Origin of the sequence: Mycoplasma procyoni, from assembly GCF_017052595.1 — a bacterium.
GTDB classification, from domain to species: Bacteria; Bacillota_I; Bacilli_A; order Mycoplasmatales; family Metamycoplasmataceae; genus Mesomycoplasma_A; species Mesomycoplasma_A procyoni.
In genome coordinates, this window is record NZ_JAFIDB010000011.1 from 1 (window position 1) to 15,531 (window position 15,531).

A 15,531-nucleotide genomic window follows, 5' to 3' on the forward strand; every position below is an offset into this window, starting at 1 on the left:
ACCTTGAAGAAGAATTATTGTATAAAGAATTTATGGAGATATTATCTAAAGTGCTGTTATAAAAAAATATCAACTTTTGTAAAAAAGTGATATTTCTTGTTTCTTGCCTAAACTGGGAAACACAGGAACGGAAATAGTTAATCCTACAAAGCCAAACAAAATATAAACGAGATAATTGTTTTTTCTTTCTTTTTTAGAATGTTTTATACTGTCTTTCAACGCAAAATAAACATTTGTTCAATATTTTGAAGCTTTATTTCTTTCCTCTTCAATAGTTATTGTATTTTTAAGTTCTTTTCAAAAATCAGTATTTTTAAATATTTCTTCTTTTGATTCTTGTGTTAAGATTATGTTATCTTTAGAATTAGAAATTTCTGTTTCTTTTTCTACTTCTTGCTTTAATTCATAAAAAAGATTCGTATTATTTTTCATTTTTACCTCTTTTACTTTTTTTGAAAAAATTTCTTTTAAAAATACAAATTGCAATTAATGCAACAATTGAAATTAGTAATATAACAAAAGAAGTGTTTATAATAATATGCAACTCAATTCCTCAATTTCAACGAAAATTATTTTTATCTGTTAAAAAATTAAAATTGTGTTCTTGTGAATTTCACTTATTTGCAAGTATTTTTTGGAAAAAAGCAGCTCAAAAAACAGTAATGAGTACTGCTATTGGAGAATACAAGATTTTTCAATTTTTTAAAAATATTTTAACTCAGTTGGACTTATTGTTTGCTTCTATTTCATTGCTATTTGCTGCTATAAAATCAAGAAAAATATTGTCAAAAAAATCAAAATCTAGTTGTTCTTCATGTTCATGATATCAACTTCTGAAAAACAAATACTCTTTATAAATCTTTTCTTCTTCCTTTACGTTTTCATCTAATAAAAATGCATTTCAAAATGCTTTCATATGTCATTTTTTAAGAAAAAATTGTGAGTTTTTCCTTAAAAATTTTAAAAACTTTTCCTTTATTTGAATTATTTCAGCCTCATTAAGTACAATGCAAATGTGTTTTTCCATTTATTTTCCTCCAAAATTTCAAATATATCTATAATAAAATTATAAATGATAAATTCTATTCTTGAAATTATTTCTTTTGTTTAAGTTGCAAAATATTCTTAAATGAAAATACAAAGAATATTTTGTAAAATAAAAGCACAAGTATTTTCCTAAATTGGTATCTTATAAATCAAAAAGACATTGATAAAAGAAAAAGAAAATCAGATTTAGGCAACTCTTTATTTAACTTCATTTTATTTGAATAATCAAATATATTTCTTTTCTGAATTTGTCATTCTTTCTCGTACTGATTAATATAGTATTTTAAGAAATCTATATACCTTCTATTTCCAAAATCTTCTCCAAGGTGTCTACTAATAATTTTGTATTGTTTTTTAGCATTATAAAAACCTAATTGTTTAGGACTCAAGAGAATAAAATTTTCATAAAAATATTTATCTCCCTCTTTTTTAATCTTTTCATCATTTCCAAAAGGAACATCAAAAATTGTCTTTTTGGTTTTTTGTTTAAAGCTAAATCTTGTGAAGTAAGTTTCTGGAAATTCTGTTAATGGGAAAAAAGATTTATTTCCATGTTCAAAGGCAAAAGATTCTAAATCTTCTATTTGTTCTACAGGTTCTCAGTATTCTTTCACATCTTCTGTAAAACCAAAATGCAGTCAATCAGATACCGCAAAGTACATGTAGTTGATTTTTCTTTCAGTAAGTAAAAAGTTATAATTTTGACAAAAGAAAGAACTAACAACTATTCTATTCTTAAAGAGAGAATATTCGTTGTCTCTTTTTGAAAAAACTGAAAAAAAGTCATTTAGTAAATTATTGTTCAGGAAAATTAAATCATTTCTCATTCTTACAACATACTTTGTTTCTACGTGTTTTAAACCTTCTTTTACTGCATGAGAAATTCGATTGTGATTAACTCCTACATCTAAACTTTGCTTAAATAATTTAGATGTACTTTTTTTGTAATATAGACCTCCAGGATCTTCATTAACTACAAACTTGTCAACGTTTGGATTTTGATCTATTGGATCGTTTTCTCAACATGAAACTATAATTTTTGCATCAGGATAATGTTTTTTAATTGATAGTATTGATTTTTTTGTATATTGATCATATTTTCCATTTAAAAGGAAAGTAATATCTTTTTCGTCTAATTTATTTATATTCATACTATTTAAGTTTATTTATATTCTCCTTCATTTGAATAGGCGTTCCAAATGATAGGTATTTTTCTTTATCAATTTGGAATCAAGAAATTTTTTTACCATCTTCTATCATTAAATTATAAATATTTGAAATATAAAATTCACCTCTTGTCATTCTTTTTAAAGCATGCATTTCTAAATTGTATTTAAAGAAGTCTCTTGCAGTTGAAAAGAAATATAGTCCAGAGATCGCATGATTAGAAACAACTTCTTTTTCAACTGTTTTTGAGACTAAATCATTTTCTTTTTGAATAAAAGAAAATTTAGGATCATTTGAATCAAAAACAGAAAGAGAGCCATCTGTTTGTTGATTTAAAGAAAAATCAACAAATTTTTGAGCCTCTTTGTCTAGATAAAAATTATCTACATCCACAAATAAAATAGGTTGATCTAGATCTACATGACCGAAAACATTTAAGGCAGATGAAGCTGCTCCTGTTGTTGGAGTTTTTATTCCAATAACATCTAATTTTCTATATTTTGTCTTTAATTCTAATAATTTATCATTGTAATCATTTAGAAATTCATTTTTTGTCACTAATAAAAAATCATTTTTTTTATCAAACGAAGAAAGAGTTCATTCTATAAAAGTTTTGTTTTTAACCGCTATAAAAGGCTTAGGATCACTAAATCCTTCATCTTTAAATCTTTGCCCTTCACCAGCCATTAAGATAACAATTTTGAGTTTTTTATCTTTCTTTTGCATATTCTTTAAGAACACTTTCGTTTATTTTATCTCACCCTCTAAATGTTATGGTTCTGTCACAAATAGTTACATCTCCATTTGGCTTACCAAAAAATATTTCATCATAATAGATTTCATTTTTTTTAAGTCACTCAAGTGTAATTAGGCCTATATTTTTCATAACTTTTCCGATGTTGTGTTCTTGAGTTTGCATATTTCTGGCTGTGTTAATAACGATTGTGTGTCCTTTTGCTTTCATTTCATCTATAAATTCTTTAGCACCTGGTAAAACTTTTACTTCTGAATATGATTGATTTTCTTTTTTAATTTCGCAAATTGTTCCATCTAAATCAATAACTATTCTCATATTACTCCTTGTTAAGCATTTTGTTAAAAATTTCAACAGCTTTTAAATAGAAAATCTTTTGGTGTTCCATAGATTCTGCATGTAGAGGAATCATTGTTAAGAATAACAATCCTTCTATTAAGAGGATTTCTTGATAATTTACACCAAAAACATCTTGTACTATTGATTTAAATTTTTCATCAATAATTTTTTGATCAGAATGACTTAAAATTAACTCTTCTTTAAGTTCAAAACGATTTTCTGTTTGTTTAAATCAGTATTTATTTGCAACAATTCAGTCATAGTGTCCTCTAAAACTATGACTCAATTTAGCTATATCGTATCTTAAGTCTCCGTAAATATCAACATTTTTACTACTAAAACGACCTCTCGGATCAACAACTCTTATTTCTTCTTTTTGAGGACTAACTAAAATATTACTTAAGAAAAAGTCTCCGTGAACGATTGAAGTGATTGATTTATTTATAAGTAGAGCATCTATTAATTTAAATACTTCAGATTCAATCGAAGAAAAAGGAAGAAGTTCTTTGTTATTAAAAATAATTTTTTCAAAAGAACCATTTAAAAGTTCTTCCTCGTTTATTCATTTAAGTCTATCTATTGTCTTTTCTTTGTAAATGAATTCTGTTATTAGAATATCATCAAAGTTTTCTTTTTTCTTTTCAGTCTTTTTAATTTCTTCTAAAAAATCAAAAAATAAAGTAAGTAACTTTAAGTATGTTTCTAATTTATTTTCATTAAGAATCATTTGGAATGAATTTTCAAATGGTATTAATTCCATTATCATTTCACAGTATTCATCTTTTTCATAAAAACTAAAAATAGCTGGAGTGTATTTTCTTAAATTAGATGGTAATTGTTTATATCAATTGTATTCATCTTTTAATTTTTCTTTATGAGTAGATAATTTTGATATTTTAGAATTTGAAATCTTTTTTATTTTATTAAAATGTCTTGTTAAAAAATTATTGTTTTCTTTCATAATAAGCAGTAATCTGCATCCTTAAAATTAAGTTATCGGTTATATATATAGATATATATTATAATATTTGTAAAATAAAGGTATTGTAAATCAGTATTAATTATATACTTAATTTAAAAATTAATGTAAAATAAGGCTAAATTGAATATTTTTAGGAAGCCTGAAAAACTTGACAAGAAATTTAAATAGCAAAAATGTAATTGCTCTTAATGAAATTAATTGAGTATAATAACGATTTTCTTGTTTGTAATCAAATTTTTCTGTCACGAATTTACTATCTAGCTTATCATGACATTAATTAAATTTTATCATGCACTCACATCTCCTTAAATATTACAATATTAATTTTATCACATTTACTAAAATATACCTTAATTACAGTGTTCTTTTGGTTCTTTAATTTAATATTTATAAACTTAATTTATATCAAAATACAAATAGCAAAGCACGTGTTTTATCTATAAATTGTTTTTTCATTTTTGCAGCAACTTTAAAGCACTAAAAAATTAAATTTCTAAATATTATGGATTTTATTTTTGACTTCCCACTTGGGGGCTATTTTTTCCGAAAATACAGCTCAAACAGGTGTTTTAGGAAAATATTTTAGTATTAGTTGAGCTAGATTGAGATAAATTACTTGAATAAAAAAAGATGCATAAGCATCTTTAGTGGTTTAGTTAATATTGATAAATATTAACGAAATTATTAGTGTGATAGTTGCTACAATTGAACCAACAAAAACATCAATATAAGACTTTCTTCTACGCATTTCTGCTATGTCTTTAATTGAATATAATTCTTTTTGAGGCATTCTATTTTCTTTTAATATTCTGTTTTCTCTTTTAATAGAGTAATTTTTTATTCCTTTAGTTGTTGTGTCAAATAATCCTCATTTAATCATAAGTGCTAGTATACAAATCGAATAAATTAAAAAGGATGTTGTAAGCAAGCTGTTTGCTCAATATATTTTGTTAAAACTAAAGGTCATTAAACTAAATAAAACAATGAAAACAATAGCTCAAAAGACAATAACAATATAATTGTAAATTGTAGGTTTTTTAATAATTTTAAATTTAATAAAATTTATAATACTATTCATTTTTATTTAATCAAGCTTTTAGTTGCTTTTCTGTTCCATAAAGTTTGTGGCTTTGAGAATCGTTTACAAGACCTTCGACTACTTCATTAGGGAATCTTTGTTCTTCTAGATAATCTAGCTCAAAGCTTGAAGCCTTGAAAGGCTCGTTTGCATTTGACATTTTAGGAATAGAATCAAATAAGTTAATTGTGTAAGGGTGTTTTGGATCTTTGTAGATTTCCTCTGTTTTTCCTCTTTCAACAATTTTCCCAAGGTGCATGATGATGATGTTGTCAGCGATGTACTCAACCATTGATAAATCATGAGCAATGAAGATCATTCCGATTCCTTTTTTCTCAACTAAACTTTTTAGTAAGTTAACAATTTGAGCTTGGATTGAGATATCTAAAGAAGCGATAGGTTCATCAGCAATAATGATTTGAGGTTTGCTGATTAGTGCTCTAGCAATAACAATTCTTTGTCTTTGTCCACCAGAGAATTCATGTGGATAACGGTAAGCAAATTGTCTTAGTAGACCAACTTCTTCTAAAGCACCATAAATCAATTCATCACTAATAGCTCTTTTAATAATTGATTTAAGAACTAAAATTGTTGTCTTTTTGATTCCAAATAGATAAGCAATTCTGTTGTAGTTTTTATTAATTAGTTTTGTTTCTAAACCAAAGTTTTTAACAACACCTAATTTTTCTTCCACTTTTTGAGCATATTGTTTGATGATGTGTTTTGAGTGTTCTTTGTCTTTTTGTTGTGCAAGAAGTTTTTTCTCTAATCAAACAAGGAATTTTTTGTGGATTGTTATAAACTGAAGGTCAAGATCTTTTTGTTTTTTAGAAATTGCTTTTAGTTGCTCTTGAGCAGCTAAAATTTTGGCATCAATTTCTTGTTCTCAAAGTTTAAAATCAGCAACAAAGGCATCTAATTCGTGTTTGAAAACGTGTTCATTTTTCTTGTGAACAGCTTTTGTTAAGTTGTAAGAAGCTGTGTAGTAAGGATCAATTTTGTTGTCTTGTTGTTTGATTAAATCTTGGATCGAAGCAATTTCTTTTTCTAAAAGAGCAATTGTTGAGTTATAGTGTTTTTCTTTTTGTTTTGCTGTGTTTATAAAAGGTTTTAGATCGAGTTTAGAGTATTCTCTTGAAAATTTAGCAAAAAGAGTTTGCTTTGTTTCAAAGTTGTTTTGCTCATCTAAAACTTTAATGTATGAATTTTCGAATTTTTCAACTACTTCTTTGTTGAAAACATTTAGTTTTTCAACAATTTCTTCGATTTCTTCTAATGAAAGTCATCTGAAAATGTTTTTAGAAAAGTCAAGTGCGTGTTTTTTACGTTGTAGTAATCTTTTTGCAATTTTGTTTACAAAAGCTCTTTTCATAAAGAAAGAGTAGTTTTGGAAATCAGGTGAGTTTAGGGCATTATCTTTGTTTAAAAGATATTCACTTTTAAACTCAAAAACACTGCTGTCTAAGAAGTTTTGAGAGTTTGTTAGTTCTTCTTGTTTAGTTGCTTTAAAGTCTTTTAATTGCTGTGTTTTTTGCTCTAATAATTCTTTTAGTTGAATTGTTTGAGGTGAGAATTTAGTTAGTAATTCAGCTTTTTTAAGTTGTTGTCTTGATTCTTCAAGCGCTTTTTCGTCATAGCTTAGTTCTCCATTTCTAAATTCTTTTTGTTTTTGGAAATAAAAAGAATATAGTTGTGAAGAACCTTTGTACATTTGGTTAATTGCTTTTGATTCGTGGAATTGTCTTTTTCCTAAATACACAAAATATGCATTGAAAATATCTTCATCACTGTTAGATTCAGCAAGTTTATCAAAGTCAAAATCTTTGAAGTGATCTCACAGTCCTAAATAAAGATTTGCTTCTTCTAAAGTAGTTAGTGCATTTTTTAGTTGTTGTTCTTTAAAAGCTTTTATAAAGGTATATTTGAAGTTTTGAGTAACAAGTTTTCAATCAGCAAAGATGTCTTTTAAGTCATCTTTGATGATTTTGTTTGTTTTTAGAGGTTCTTTAAGAATTGAATAAACGTTTTTTTGTCCGTTTAGTGATGCGTGTGGATCTTGGAAGATCATTTGTAAGTTTTTACGCATGAACTTGTTTGTTTTTCTTGAAAGTTTTTTACCAGAAACTATTTTATTTAAAAGTCTTACTTGTCCATTGTAGTTTTCATAAAGTCTAACTAGTGAACGTCCGATTGTTGTTTTACCTGAACCAGATTCTCCGATTAGACCTAAAACTTCACCTTCAAAAAGTTTGAAATTAACTTTGTCAACAGCTTTAACAATACCGCTTTTGTTATAAAAGTATTTCTTTAGATTCTTAACATCTAAAATAACATTTTCTTTATTAATCATTTTGCTCAAATACCTTTCTAAATAGTGATAATCTGTTTTTTAGTTGCTCACTTAGTTCTACTTTAGGAGCATCTGGGTGAAGTAGTCAAGTTGCTGCTGCGTGTGTTTTTGTAACTTCAATTAAAGGCGGCTCTTTTTCAAAATCGATTTCAAGAGCATAGTCGTTTCTAGGTGCAAATGGGTCTCCGGCAGGTAAATTAGCCATGTCTGGAGGTGTACCTTTAATGTTGTATAGTTTTTGGTTTTTGTCTTCAGGAATCGCACTGATTAGTGCTCAAGTATAAGGGTGTCTTGGGTCTGTGAAAATTTCTTCTCTTGTTCCTCTTTCAACCACTTTTCCTGCGTATAAAACATAAATGTAATCACAAAATTTTGCAATAACTGAGATGTTGTGAGAAATGAAAATCATGGAGATTCCGTATTTTTCTCTAATGTCATTAAACAGAGCTAATACAGAAGCTTGAACTGTTGGATCAAGTGCTGTAGTAGGCTCGTCAGCGATAATTAAATCAGGTTGAGCTGCTACTACCATGGCAATAACAACCCTTTGTTTCATACCTCCACTGAATGTGTGTGGATATTGATTAAATTTTGCTCTAGCGTCTCTGATTCCAAAAGATTCTAAAAGGTTAACTAAATAGTCTATTTTTTCTTCTTTTGTTTTGAATCTTGGGTCTTTGACTAAAACGTCTAATAGTTGTTTTCCTACAGTTCTAGTAGGGTTAAGTGCTGTAAGAGGGTCTTGTGGAATGTATCCAATTTTTTTACCTCTTATTTTGACTCATTCTTTGTCTTTTTTAAACTTAGAAATATCAATTCCTGATACTTCCATTACATCACTTTTTGTATAAGCAAGCTCATTGATTCCTAAAAGCGCTTTTGAAGTAACTGTTTTTCCTGAACCAGATTCACCTACAAGTCCAACAATTTCTCCTCTTTTGATTTTTAGATCAACTCCTCTAACGATGTTGATAAATTTTTTCTTTTGTTTAAAAGAAACTCTAAGGTTTTTAACTCTTAATAGTATTTCTTGTGAATTTTGATTTTCCATATTAAGAACCTTTCTTTACGATTTTAGGATCGAGTGCGTCGTGGAATCCTAAAGCAACAAATCTTAGTGATAGTGAAATTGTTAGAAGAATTAATGAAGGGAAAGCAAGTGCTCATGGGTTTGTGTTTAGTAGTGTAGCTGATGATGTAATTAATAAACCTAAGTTAGGTGATGATGAAACAGATTCTTGTAAGAATCCTAAGAAGGCAATACCAGCAATCGCTTGGATACCTGCTGTAATTCTTAAAACAAAACTGTTAGCTAATTTACCTGAAATTGTAGGTAAAACGTGTGCAAAAATTAGTCTTAATTTTGAAGCACCAATTGTTTGTGAAGCATAAATATATTCTTCATCTTTAACAGTGATTGTGAATGTTCTTGTTGAATCTGCTGCTCCAGTTCATCCTGTTAGCGCAAGAATTCAAATAATTGAGAATCAGTTTGTTCCAAAAATTCCAAGTAGGATAATAAAGAGAACTACTCAAGGAATTGCGTTAAAGATCTCAATTAATCTTAGTCCTAAAGTATCAATTTTTTTACCAACATTAAATCCTAAGAAAGCTCCTATAGCAACTCCAATAACTGTTTCGATGATTGCGATTGCAAAAGCAACTCCAACAGCATTTAGTGTTCCTACTCAAGTTCTTAATCAGATGTCTCTACCATATGAGTCTGTACCCATGATGGCATTAACTTGTCTTGTTCCGCCTTCAAGAGCTTGGATCACTTTGTAAGGATTTAGTGTTACTAATCATTGTTGTGGTCCTAAAGATTTAGGAGTACCAATGATTAATTCTGGGTGTTTTGATAAGATTTCGTTTAGTTTTTCTGTACTTAAAGTAAGGTTAACATCTCCATAAAAGCTTGGTTTTAGTTCTGTAACTAAACTTGTGTCGATTTGTGAGATTTTTTCTGTTGTAGAAAAGGGTGAAACACCTCAAGAAATTGCAGCTGTAATTAATAGTGCAAAGAAGATAATTAAAGCAACTACAGCAAATTTGTTTGCTAAAAATCTTTTTAAAACGTCAATAAAGAGTTTTGAAGGTTTTCCTGTGGCTTGTGATGAAACAACATCTTTGTTTACACTCGAAAACTTCAGTAGTTCTTTATCATTGTTAGAAAAGTTATATTTCTTTTGGAAATCTAAAGTTCTTCTATTCTGTTCCATTTGAGTCTCCTTTTATTTTTTTAGATTGCTGTAGTTGAGATTTAAATTGTTTGTTTCTGTTGAGGTGTTTTTTGAATAGACCAAAGTAGTTTTTTGATTGTGATGTTGATGCAATTTTGATTCTTGGGTCCATTCAAGCATAAGACATATCGACGATGATTAATGTCACTAATGAAAGGGCTGTAAAGAAGACCAGTGAGAACATAATAACGTTGATTTCTCCTTTTTGAGTGTAAGCAACGATGATTGTTGAAGACCCTGGAATTCTAAAGAATTTTTCAAGAATAATACTTCCACTTAATAGTCCGATGTAAGAGAAAATTAAGATTCCTACAAGAATAACAAGTGAGTTTCTTAAAACGTGTTTTCTGAAAATTTCGAATTTTGTTAGTCCTTTTGCTTTAGCAATTAACACTTGGTTTGATGTTAATACAGAAACTACTTGGTTTCTAACAAAGATTGTATAACCTGCTAGTGAAGATAAAGTAAAGACAATAACAGGTGTTACAAGAGATAAAGCAGTTAAAAGACCGCTTGCATCCCTTGGATCTCTAAATTCAAAAGGAAGTCCTAATGAAGAAGTTACAAGAACAATTAAATGAGCAATAACAAATGAAGGAAGGGCGATGAAGATTGTAACAAATGTTGTAATTGCACTATCTACTCATTTTCCTCTGTTGTAAGCTGCTACAACTCCTAAAGTAGTTCCAATAATAACACTTAATATAAAGGCTGGTAATGAAACTAAAATAGTTCATTTAAGAGGTTCAAAGAATAATTTTGGAATGTTGTGTTTGTAGTCCGATGTATCTGAATAGATGACTCCGGAATCGAATCTGAAGAAGAAATCTCAGAATCAATTAAAGAATCTAACTATAGAAGGACGATTCAGGCCGTTGATAGCTGCTCTGTCTATTAACTCAGCTGTTCCTTTTCCACTACCTTTAGCATTTAGTGCATCTTCAGCAAATGGGTTGTTCCCAAATGATGCTTGAAGCATATAAACAATAAAAATAATGATAAAGAAAGTAATTACAGCAAGTCCTAGACGCTTAAAGAAATACTTTCACATTTTTTATTTTGCCTCCTTATTAAAAGTTATACTTCCATATGTTGTATATGAAAATTCTGATACAGGAACTTGCATTGCTTTATTTCAAACTGAAATAGAAGGAGTTCCTGAACTAACTGCAAATTGTTCTTGTGGGTAAATACCATTTAGTGTTCTCATTTCTTTTGAAAGTTCGATTAGTTCTTGGTTTGTTAATTTTCCTTGGTAGTTACTGTGGAAAATAGCAGTAAATTCTGTAAATTCTAAGTCTTTTTTCTCTACTCATTTGTTGAGTCTGTGGCTAAACACTTCAGTTTTGTCTTCTGCAGATTCATCTGTTTTTTTAGCAATTCTTGTTATAGTTTCATCTACATAAATTTTGTCATCTTTTACGAAAATAGGTGTTTTAATGAAACTTCTGATTTGGTTTTCACCATTTCCACCTTTAATTTCTTCTGGTTTTAGGTTTCTTTTTACTAATTTACCTGCACTATTTTTTTCTCAGATGTAAGGTGCTAAAACAATTGGATTTCCGTTTGAGTCAAATTTATAAACAATGTTTTGTTTGTCATCTTTTGTAGCAACTGGTGTTCCATCTGCATTTATTTTTTTAGGAGTAACTCCGTCTGCTTCTGTGTCATATTTGTAGTCATAGTAAACTTTTAGAACATTAACGTTGTATGAGTTGTTTGCAAGTTTTCAGTCTGAAACTGGTACTCAGTTTTTAGAAAATCCTTCTTTGTCTTGTTCTTTATTTAGTTCTGCAACAAAGTCTTTTGAGTATTTATAGAAAACAGGGAAGCTTTTTACTAAAGGATCTGTTTCTGGAAGTTCTGCAAATTTAGGAATTGCTAAATAGAATCCTGGGCCTTCCATTTGAGAAATACCATCTAAAACAGTTCCTGCTCCTTCGTAGTCATTTGATCAACCACCAATTTGAGCTCCTGAAGCTCCTAAAATAAGTGCATTTCAAACGTCTGCTGGGTTAAATGGAACTTGAGCAATTACATTTAGTCTTGGATCAAGTGCGTTAATTGCTTTTGCAACTGCTTGTAGTGTTGTTTGTTTTTTAGATGATTCGTTTCTATATCTGTTGTTTAGTGAAAACTCGATTTTTTCTGTTGCTGGAATGTTGTTTTGTGCATAGAAGTCATCCAATAACTCTTTCATTGCTTTTTTAAGTTTGTCAAAGTTTGGAGCTTGGAATTGAAGATCAGAGCTTTGTAAGTTTGCTAAATAGTGAAGTCTTTGTTCGTCCATTGTTTTTTCATAGAATCTGTTTCCGTCTTTGTCAACTGCAAAGGTTTTATTGATGTCTTCATAGAATTTTCTTGCTGTGTCATTGTTGTTTTCTGAACCACCAAGTTTGTCATCTGGACTGTAAATTCCAACTCATGGAGCTGCTGTTTGTGAAAGACCTCTTACATAAGCATATTGGTTTCATGCGTTGTCAACAATACTTCAGAAAGCAATGTTTCTTTGTGAATATGTGTAGTCATAAGGTTTAGCAAGTCCATTTGCAATTGTCTTTTTATCTGTGTTTAGAATTAGTTTTGCAAAAGTTTCGTTGAAGTAGTATTTTTTCTCTGCTGTTCCGTTGTTAAAGTCTGTACCTGCTTCTAATAAATTGATCGGCCCTGGAATAACATCTCTAAATAAATCACCAATTAATTTTCCTTTGTCTTGTGTAGATCTAAAGTGAATGTTTGAAGGATCTTTAAGGATTGCTGATTTGTTTGTTTCACTTAAAGTGTTGAAACCAATAACAGAGATTGAACCTTCTTGGAAGTTTTTAAAGGCAGCATTGTTGTATTGCTCTTTGTCTGGATATGCGTTGTATTTTTGAATAATTTTCTTTAGAGCAGAGCTTTCTTTTTCTTTTCAACCTGTTTGAGCATAGTGAGGGTTTCTGATGTATTCTTTTCTGTTTGTGTCAATTAAAGAAGGTAAATAAGGTGATGCATATAACTGATCTGTGTCGTATTCTTGACCATATCAGTAGTATCCGTATTTAAGTGCATCTCCTGTTTCTCCTCTTTTACCGTGTTTTAGTTTTTCATCTTCAACTGAAGCATTTGAAGCTAAAGAATCAACGTCTTTTTTAGTTCTTTCATCAATGAATTGACTTGATACAGCATTAAAGTATGTGGAGTTGTGAAGAATTTTGTCAAAGAAACCTAAAAAGTTGGCTTCTGTTCCATCTTGTAAAGACTCAAAAGTAATTGCTTTTTCTTCTGTTCCTTCTACTTTTTGTAAAAACTTGCTCTCATCTTTTAGAGTTTTTCTATTTATTCCAAAAACTCTTAATAAATAGTCGTTTGAAATGTGAGAACCTGGATCAAATTGACTTCCTGAACCTAAAGCAAACTCTTTGATTACTCCTGTATCAATAGCTTCTGAACCACCATGTTTGTGTCTAAAACCTGCGTCAAACAGTTCTTTTCTCATTCATCCATAATAGAAATCTTCAGGAACAATGTCGTATTTTGTTAGTTCACCTTTATTGTTTACTCATTTTAGACCTTTTTTAACAACAACTTGCATTTTTACAGCATCAGCTAGTTTTTGGTTGAAGTTTGAGTTATTAATTGATTTTAGATCGTTTGAAGTTAGCTGAACTAAAGGATTGTCTGGTTTTTGACCTTCAGCTACTTCTCCAACTTCGTGTTTGTCGTTATCAAACTCTGATTTGTTTCCATCTTTATCAAACAGGATGAATTTTTCAGCTAAAACTAAAGTTCTTCAAGTATAAGAAGGTGAAATTAAAATATAGTCACTTTCTTTAATTGATGTAGAATCTGAACTTTTGTTTTCTTTAATTTCGTATTTTGGTTCACCTTTGAATTCTGTACCAACAAATCCATTAGACACGATATAAGAAGTATCTGTAGTAATTTCACCTAAACTATATGAATAGTCGTGATCGAATTTTTTAGCAGCTGTATTAGCGGCATCAACTATAGAAACATATTCTTGTTTTTCATACACAGGTTCAACTAATGTACAAGACATTACAAACGGAATGGAAGAACCAATCACAGCTGAAGCACCTAAAATATGCAGTAATTTCTTTTTGTTCATATTTTTTCCTTTCTTGTTTAAAATCACAAAAAATCTCTTTATGCACTTTCCATAAAGAGATTTAATTTAAGTTTTATTATATCTATTAAATTTAAATAACTTTTAGGAAATAGAAGCAAAAACAACGTTTTTAATAATAAAAGCGGTTTTATTCATTTTAGCCATCTTACGGGAATCGTTGTTTCTCATATTCTGTTTCCTTTCGTGATTTGTTTAATATTATACTAACTTTTTTCTTTTTAACAAGCAAAAAAGCATTTTTGTAATAAATTATGAACTAAAATGAAGACTTAATCCTTTATTTTTTCTGTTTTTTAGCTTGTTTGGTTATGAATTTCCAGTTTAGCTAGAAAATAGTGACTTAGGTTGTAGTTAGTTTGTTCTTGTTGATTTTCTTCTTGTTCTTGTTGTTGAACCTGAGCTTCGACTTTTATTTTTGGGTTTAATTTTTTGCAATAAATCAAAATCTCTTTAGTTAGTGTTAATAAATCTTTTTGCTTTGAATTTTTGACTATTTCAGTTAGTTTGATGATTATTTGATTATCTTTTGGATCGATGTTTTTAATAATAACTTTAAGTTGTTTTTGTTTTAGTTGATTAATAAACTCACTCAATTCTTCAATGACTTCTTTTTCTTGTAATCTTCTTTTGCGAGTTATTCTAATTAAATAATCCGCCGATACAGCAGAGTAGTGCATATTTACAAAAAAGATAAGAGCATTGCAAAATATTCAAATACTAAAAGAAATAGCGTTCGCAAGATCAAACTCTATTTTTAATCAATCAAACACAACAAAAAAATCAAACCAAAAAGCAATAAAAATTATGTTGTGTAATATAACAGAAATCTTTGCATTAATTGTCTTTTTAAAAATGAAATATCTAAAAGCTTTATAAAGGGATGGATCGTTTTTATAAGATCTTGAAATTATCATGAATTTAAAGTTTTGGTAAATTATATAAAACATTGGAAGTTCTATTGCTGTTAATATGCTAAAAATTATTGTTAAAATCATTTCTTAAACTCCTAAAATATGCATAAATCCTGTATAAAAGTTTTATTTTAATTAAAATTCATAGTTCTTCTTTTAATTATTATATTACTTTTTAAAACATAATTAAGTAATCTTTGTGTTTTAAAATATAATAATATTAATGAATAAAATTTGAAGGAGGCAAGATGGGTAACAAAGAAAAAGCAGAATCTAAAGAAATAAGGTTTATTGATTTATTTGCAGGTTTAGGTGGAATTAGAATAGGTTTTGAAAAGGCTTTTAATGAACTTGGTTTTAAAACAAAATGTGTATTTTCTTCTGAAATTAAAAAACACGCAATTTAAACGCGGACAGAAAATTTTAACATTTTCTAAGAATTTAACATCGCAGAATACTCCTGCGGTGTTTTTCAATTTAATTTTGATTGAATTCTGTTTTCATTATATCATTTTACATAATCTGCAATGA

The 15,531-nt window shown here is 28.6% G+C and carries 14 protein-coding genes; 1 reads left to right on the forward strand and 13 read right to left on the reverse strand.

Annotated features, from left to right (window positions below):
* Positions 1 to 45: 45 nt before the first annotated feature.
* The 13 genes from JV122_RS03865 to JV122_RS03925 form a co-directional block, all read right to left on the reverse strand.
* Complete coding sequence (locus JV122_RS03865) at positions 46 to 432, reverse strand: hypothetical protein (protein ID WP_205843199.1); 387 nt, start codon at positions 430 to 432, stop codon at positions 46 to 48.
* Entirely contained in the window at positions 422 to 1,027 is a 606-nt protein-coding gene (locus tag JV122_RS03870) for a hypothetical protein (protein WP_205843200.1), read from the reverse strand. Before JV122_RS03870 ends, JV122_RS03865 begins: the two co-directional genes overlap by 11 nt.
* Before the next feature lie 67 nt (positions 1,028 to 1,094).
* A complete protein-coding gene (locus JV122_RS03875) occupies positions 1,095 to 2,198 on the reverse strand; it encodes a WavE lipopolysaccharide synthesis family protein (protein WP_205843201.1) in 1,104 nt (367 codons plus the stop codon).
* Position 2,199: 1 nt separating this feature from the next.
* Positions 2,200 to 2,940: a sugar phosphate nucleotidyltransferase gene (locus JV122_RS03880; RefSeq protein ID WP_205843202.1), complete on the reverse strand. Its 741-nt coding sequence runs from the start codon at positions 2,938 to 2,940 to the stop codon at positions 2,200 to 2,202.
* Positions 2,924 to 3,286, reverse strand: a complete 363-nt coding sequence (locus tag JV122_RS03885; protein WP_205843203.1) for an HAD hydrolase family protein — start codon at positions 3,284 to 3,286, stop codon at positions 2,924 to 2,926. The genes JV122_RS03880 and JV122_RS03885 overlap by 17 nt, the downstream gene beginning before the upstream one ends.
* A gap of 1 nt (position 3,287) precedes the next feature.
* The gene (locus JV122_RS03890) at positions 3,288 to 4,268 is read right to left on the reverse strand and encodes an aminoglycoside phosphotransferase family protein (RefSeq protein WP_205843204.1); all 981 of its coding nucleotides are present in this window, start codon (positions 4,266 to 4,268) and stop codon (positions 3,288 to 3,290) included.
* Between the two features lie 673 nt (positions 4,269 to 4,941).
* Entirely contained in the window at positions 4,942 to 5,169 is a 228-nt protein-coding gene (locus JV122_RS03895; protein ID WP_205843205.1) for a hypothetical protein, read from the reverse strand.
* A gap of 190 nt (positions 5,170 to 5,359) precedes the next feature.
* On the reverse strand, positions 5,360 to 7,717 hold the full coding sequence (locus JV122_RS05090) for an ATP-binding cassette domain-containing protein (protein WP_205843206.1): 2,358 nt from the start codon (positions 7,715 to 7,717) through the stop codon (positions 5,360 to 5,362).
* On the reverse strand, positions 7,710 to 8,768 hold the full coding sequence (locus JV122_RS03905; protein WP_205843207.1) for an ABC transporter ATP-binding protein: 1,059 nt from the start codon (positions 8,766 to 8,768) through the stop codon (positions 7,710 to 7,712). Before JV122_RS03905 ends, JV122_RS05090 begins: the two co-directional genes overlap by 8 nt.
* A gap of 1 nt (position 8,769) precedes the next feature.
* Positions 8,770 to 9,936, reverse strand: a complete 1,167-nt coding sequence (locus JV122_RS03910) for an ABC transporter permease (protein ID WP_205843208.1) — start codon at positions 9,934 to 9,936, stop codon at positions 8,770 to 8,772.
* Positions 9,923 to 11,008, reverse strand: a complete 1,086-nt coding sequence (locus JV122_RS05095; protein WP_205843209.1) for an ABC transporter permease — start codon at positions 11,006 to 11,008, stop codon at positions 9,923 to 9,925. The genes JV122_RS03910 and JV122_RS05095 overlap by 14 nt, the downstream gene beginning before the upstream one ends.
* Positions 11,009 to 11,011: 3 nt before the next feature.
* On the reverse strand, positions 11,012 to 14,068 hold the full coding sequence (locus tag JV122_RS03920) for an OppA family ABC transporter substrate-binding lipoprotein (RefSeq protein WP_205843210.1): 3,057 nt from the start codon (positions 14,066 to 14,068) through the stop codon (positions 11,012 to 11,014).
* Between the two features lie 314 nt (positions 14,069 to 14,382).
* Complete coding sequence (locus tag JV122_RS03925) at positions 14,383 to 15,084, reverse strand: hypothetical protein (protein WP_205843211.1); 702 nt, start codon at positions 15,082 to 15,084, stop codon at positions 14,383 to 14,385.
* A gap of 164 nt (positions 15,085 to 15,248) precedes the next feature.
* Here JV122_RS03925 and JV122_RS03930 point away from each other — a divergent pair, with 164 nt between their 5' ends.
* On the forward strand, positions 15,249 to 15,407 hold the full coding sequence (locus JV122_RS03930; RefSeq protein ID WP_205843212.1) for a DNA cytosine methyltransferase: 159 nt from the start codon (positions 15,249 to 15,251) through the stop codon (positions 15,405 to 15,407).
* Positions 15,408 to 15,531: the final 124 nt, after the last annotated feature.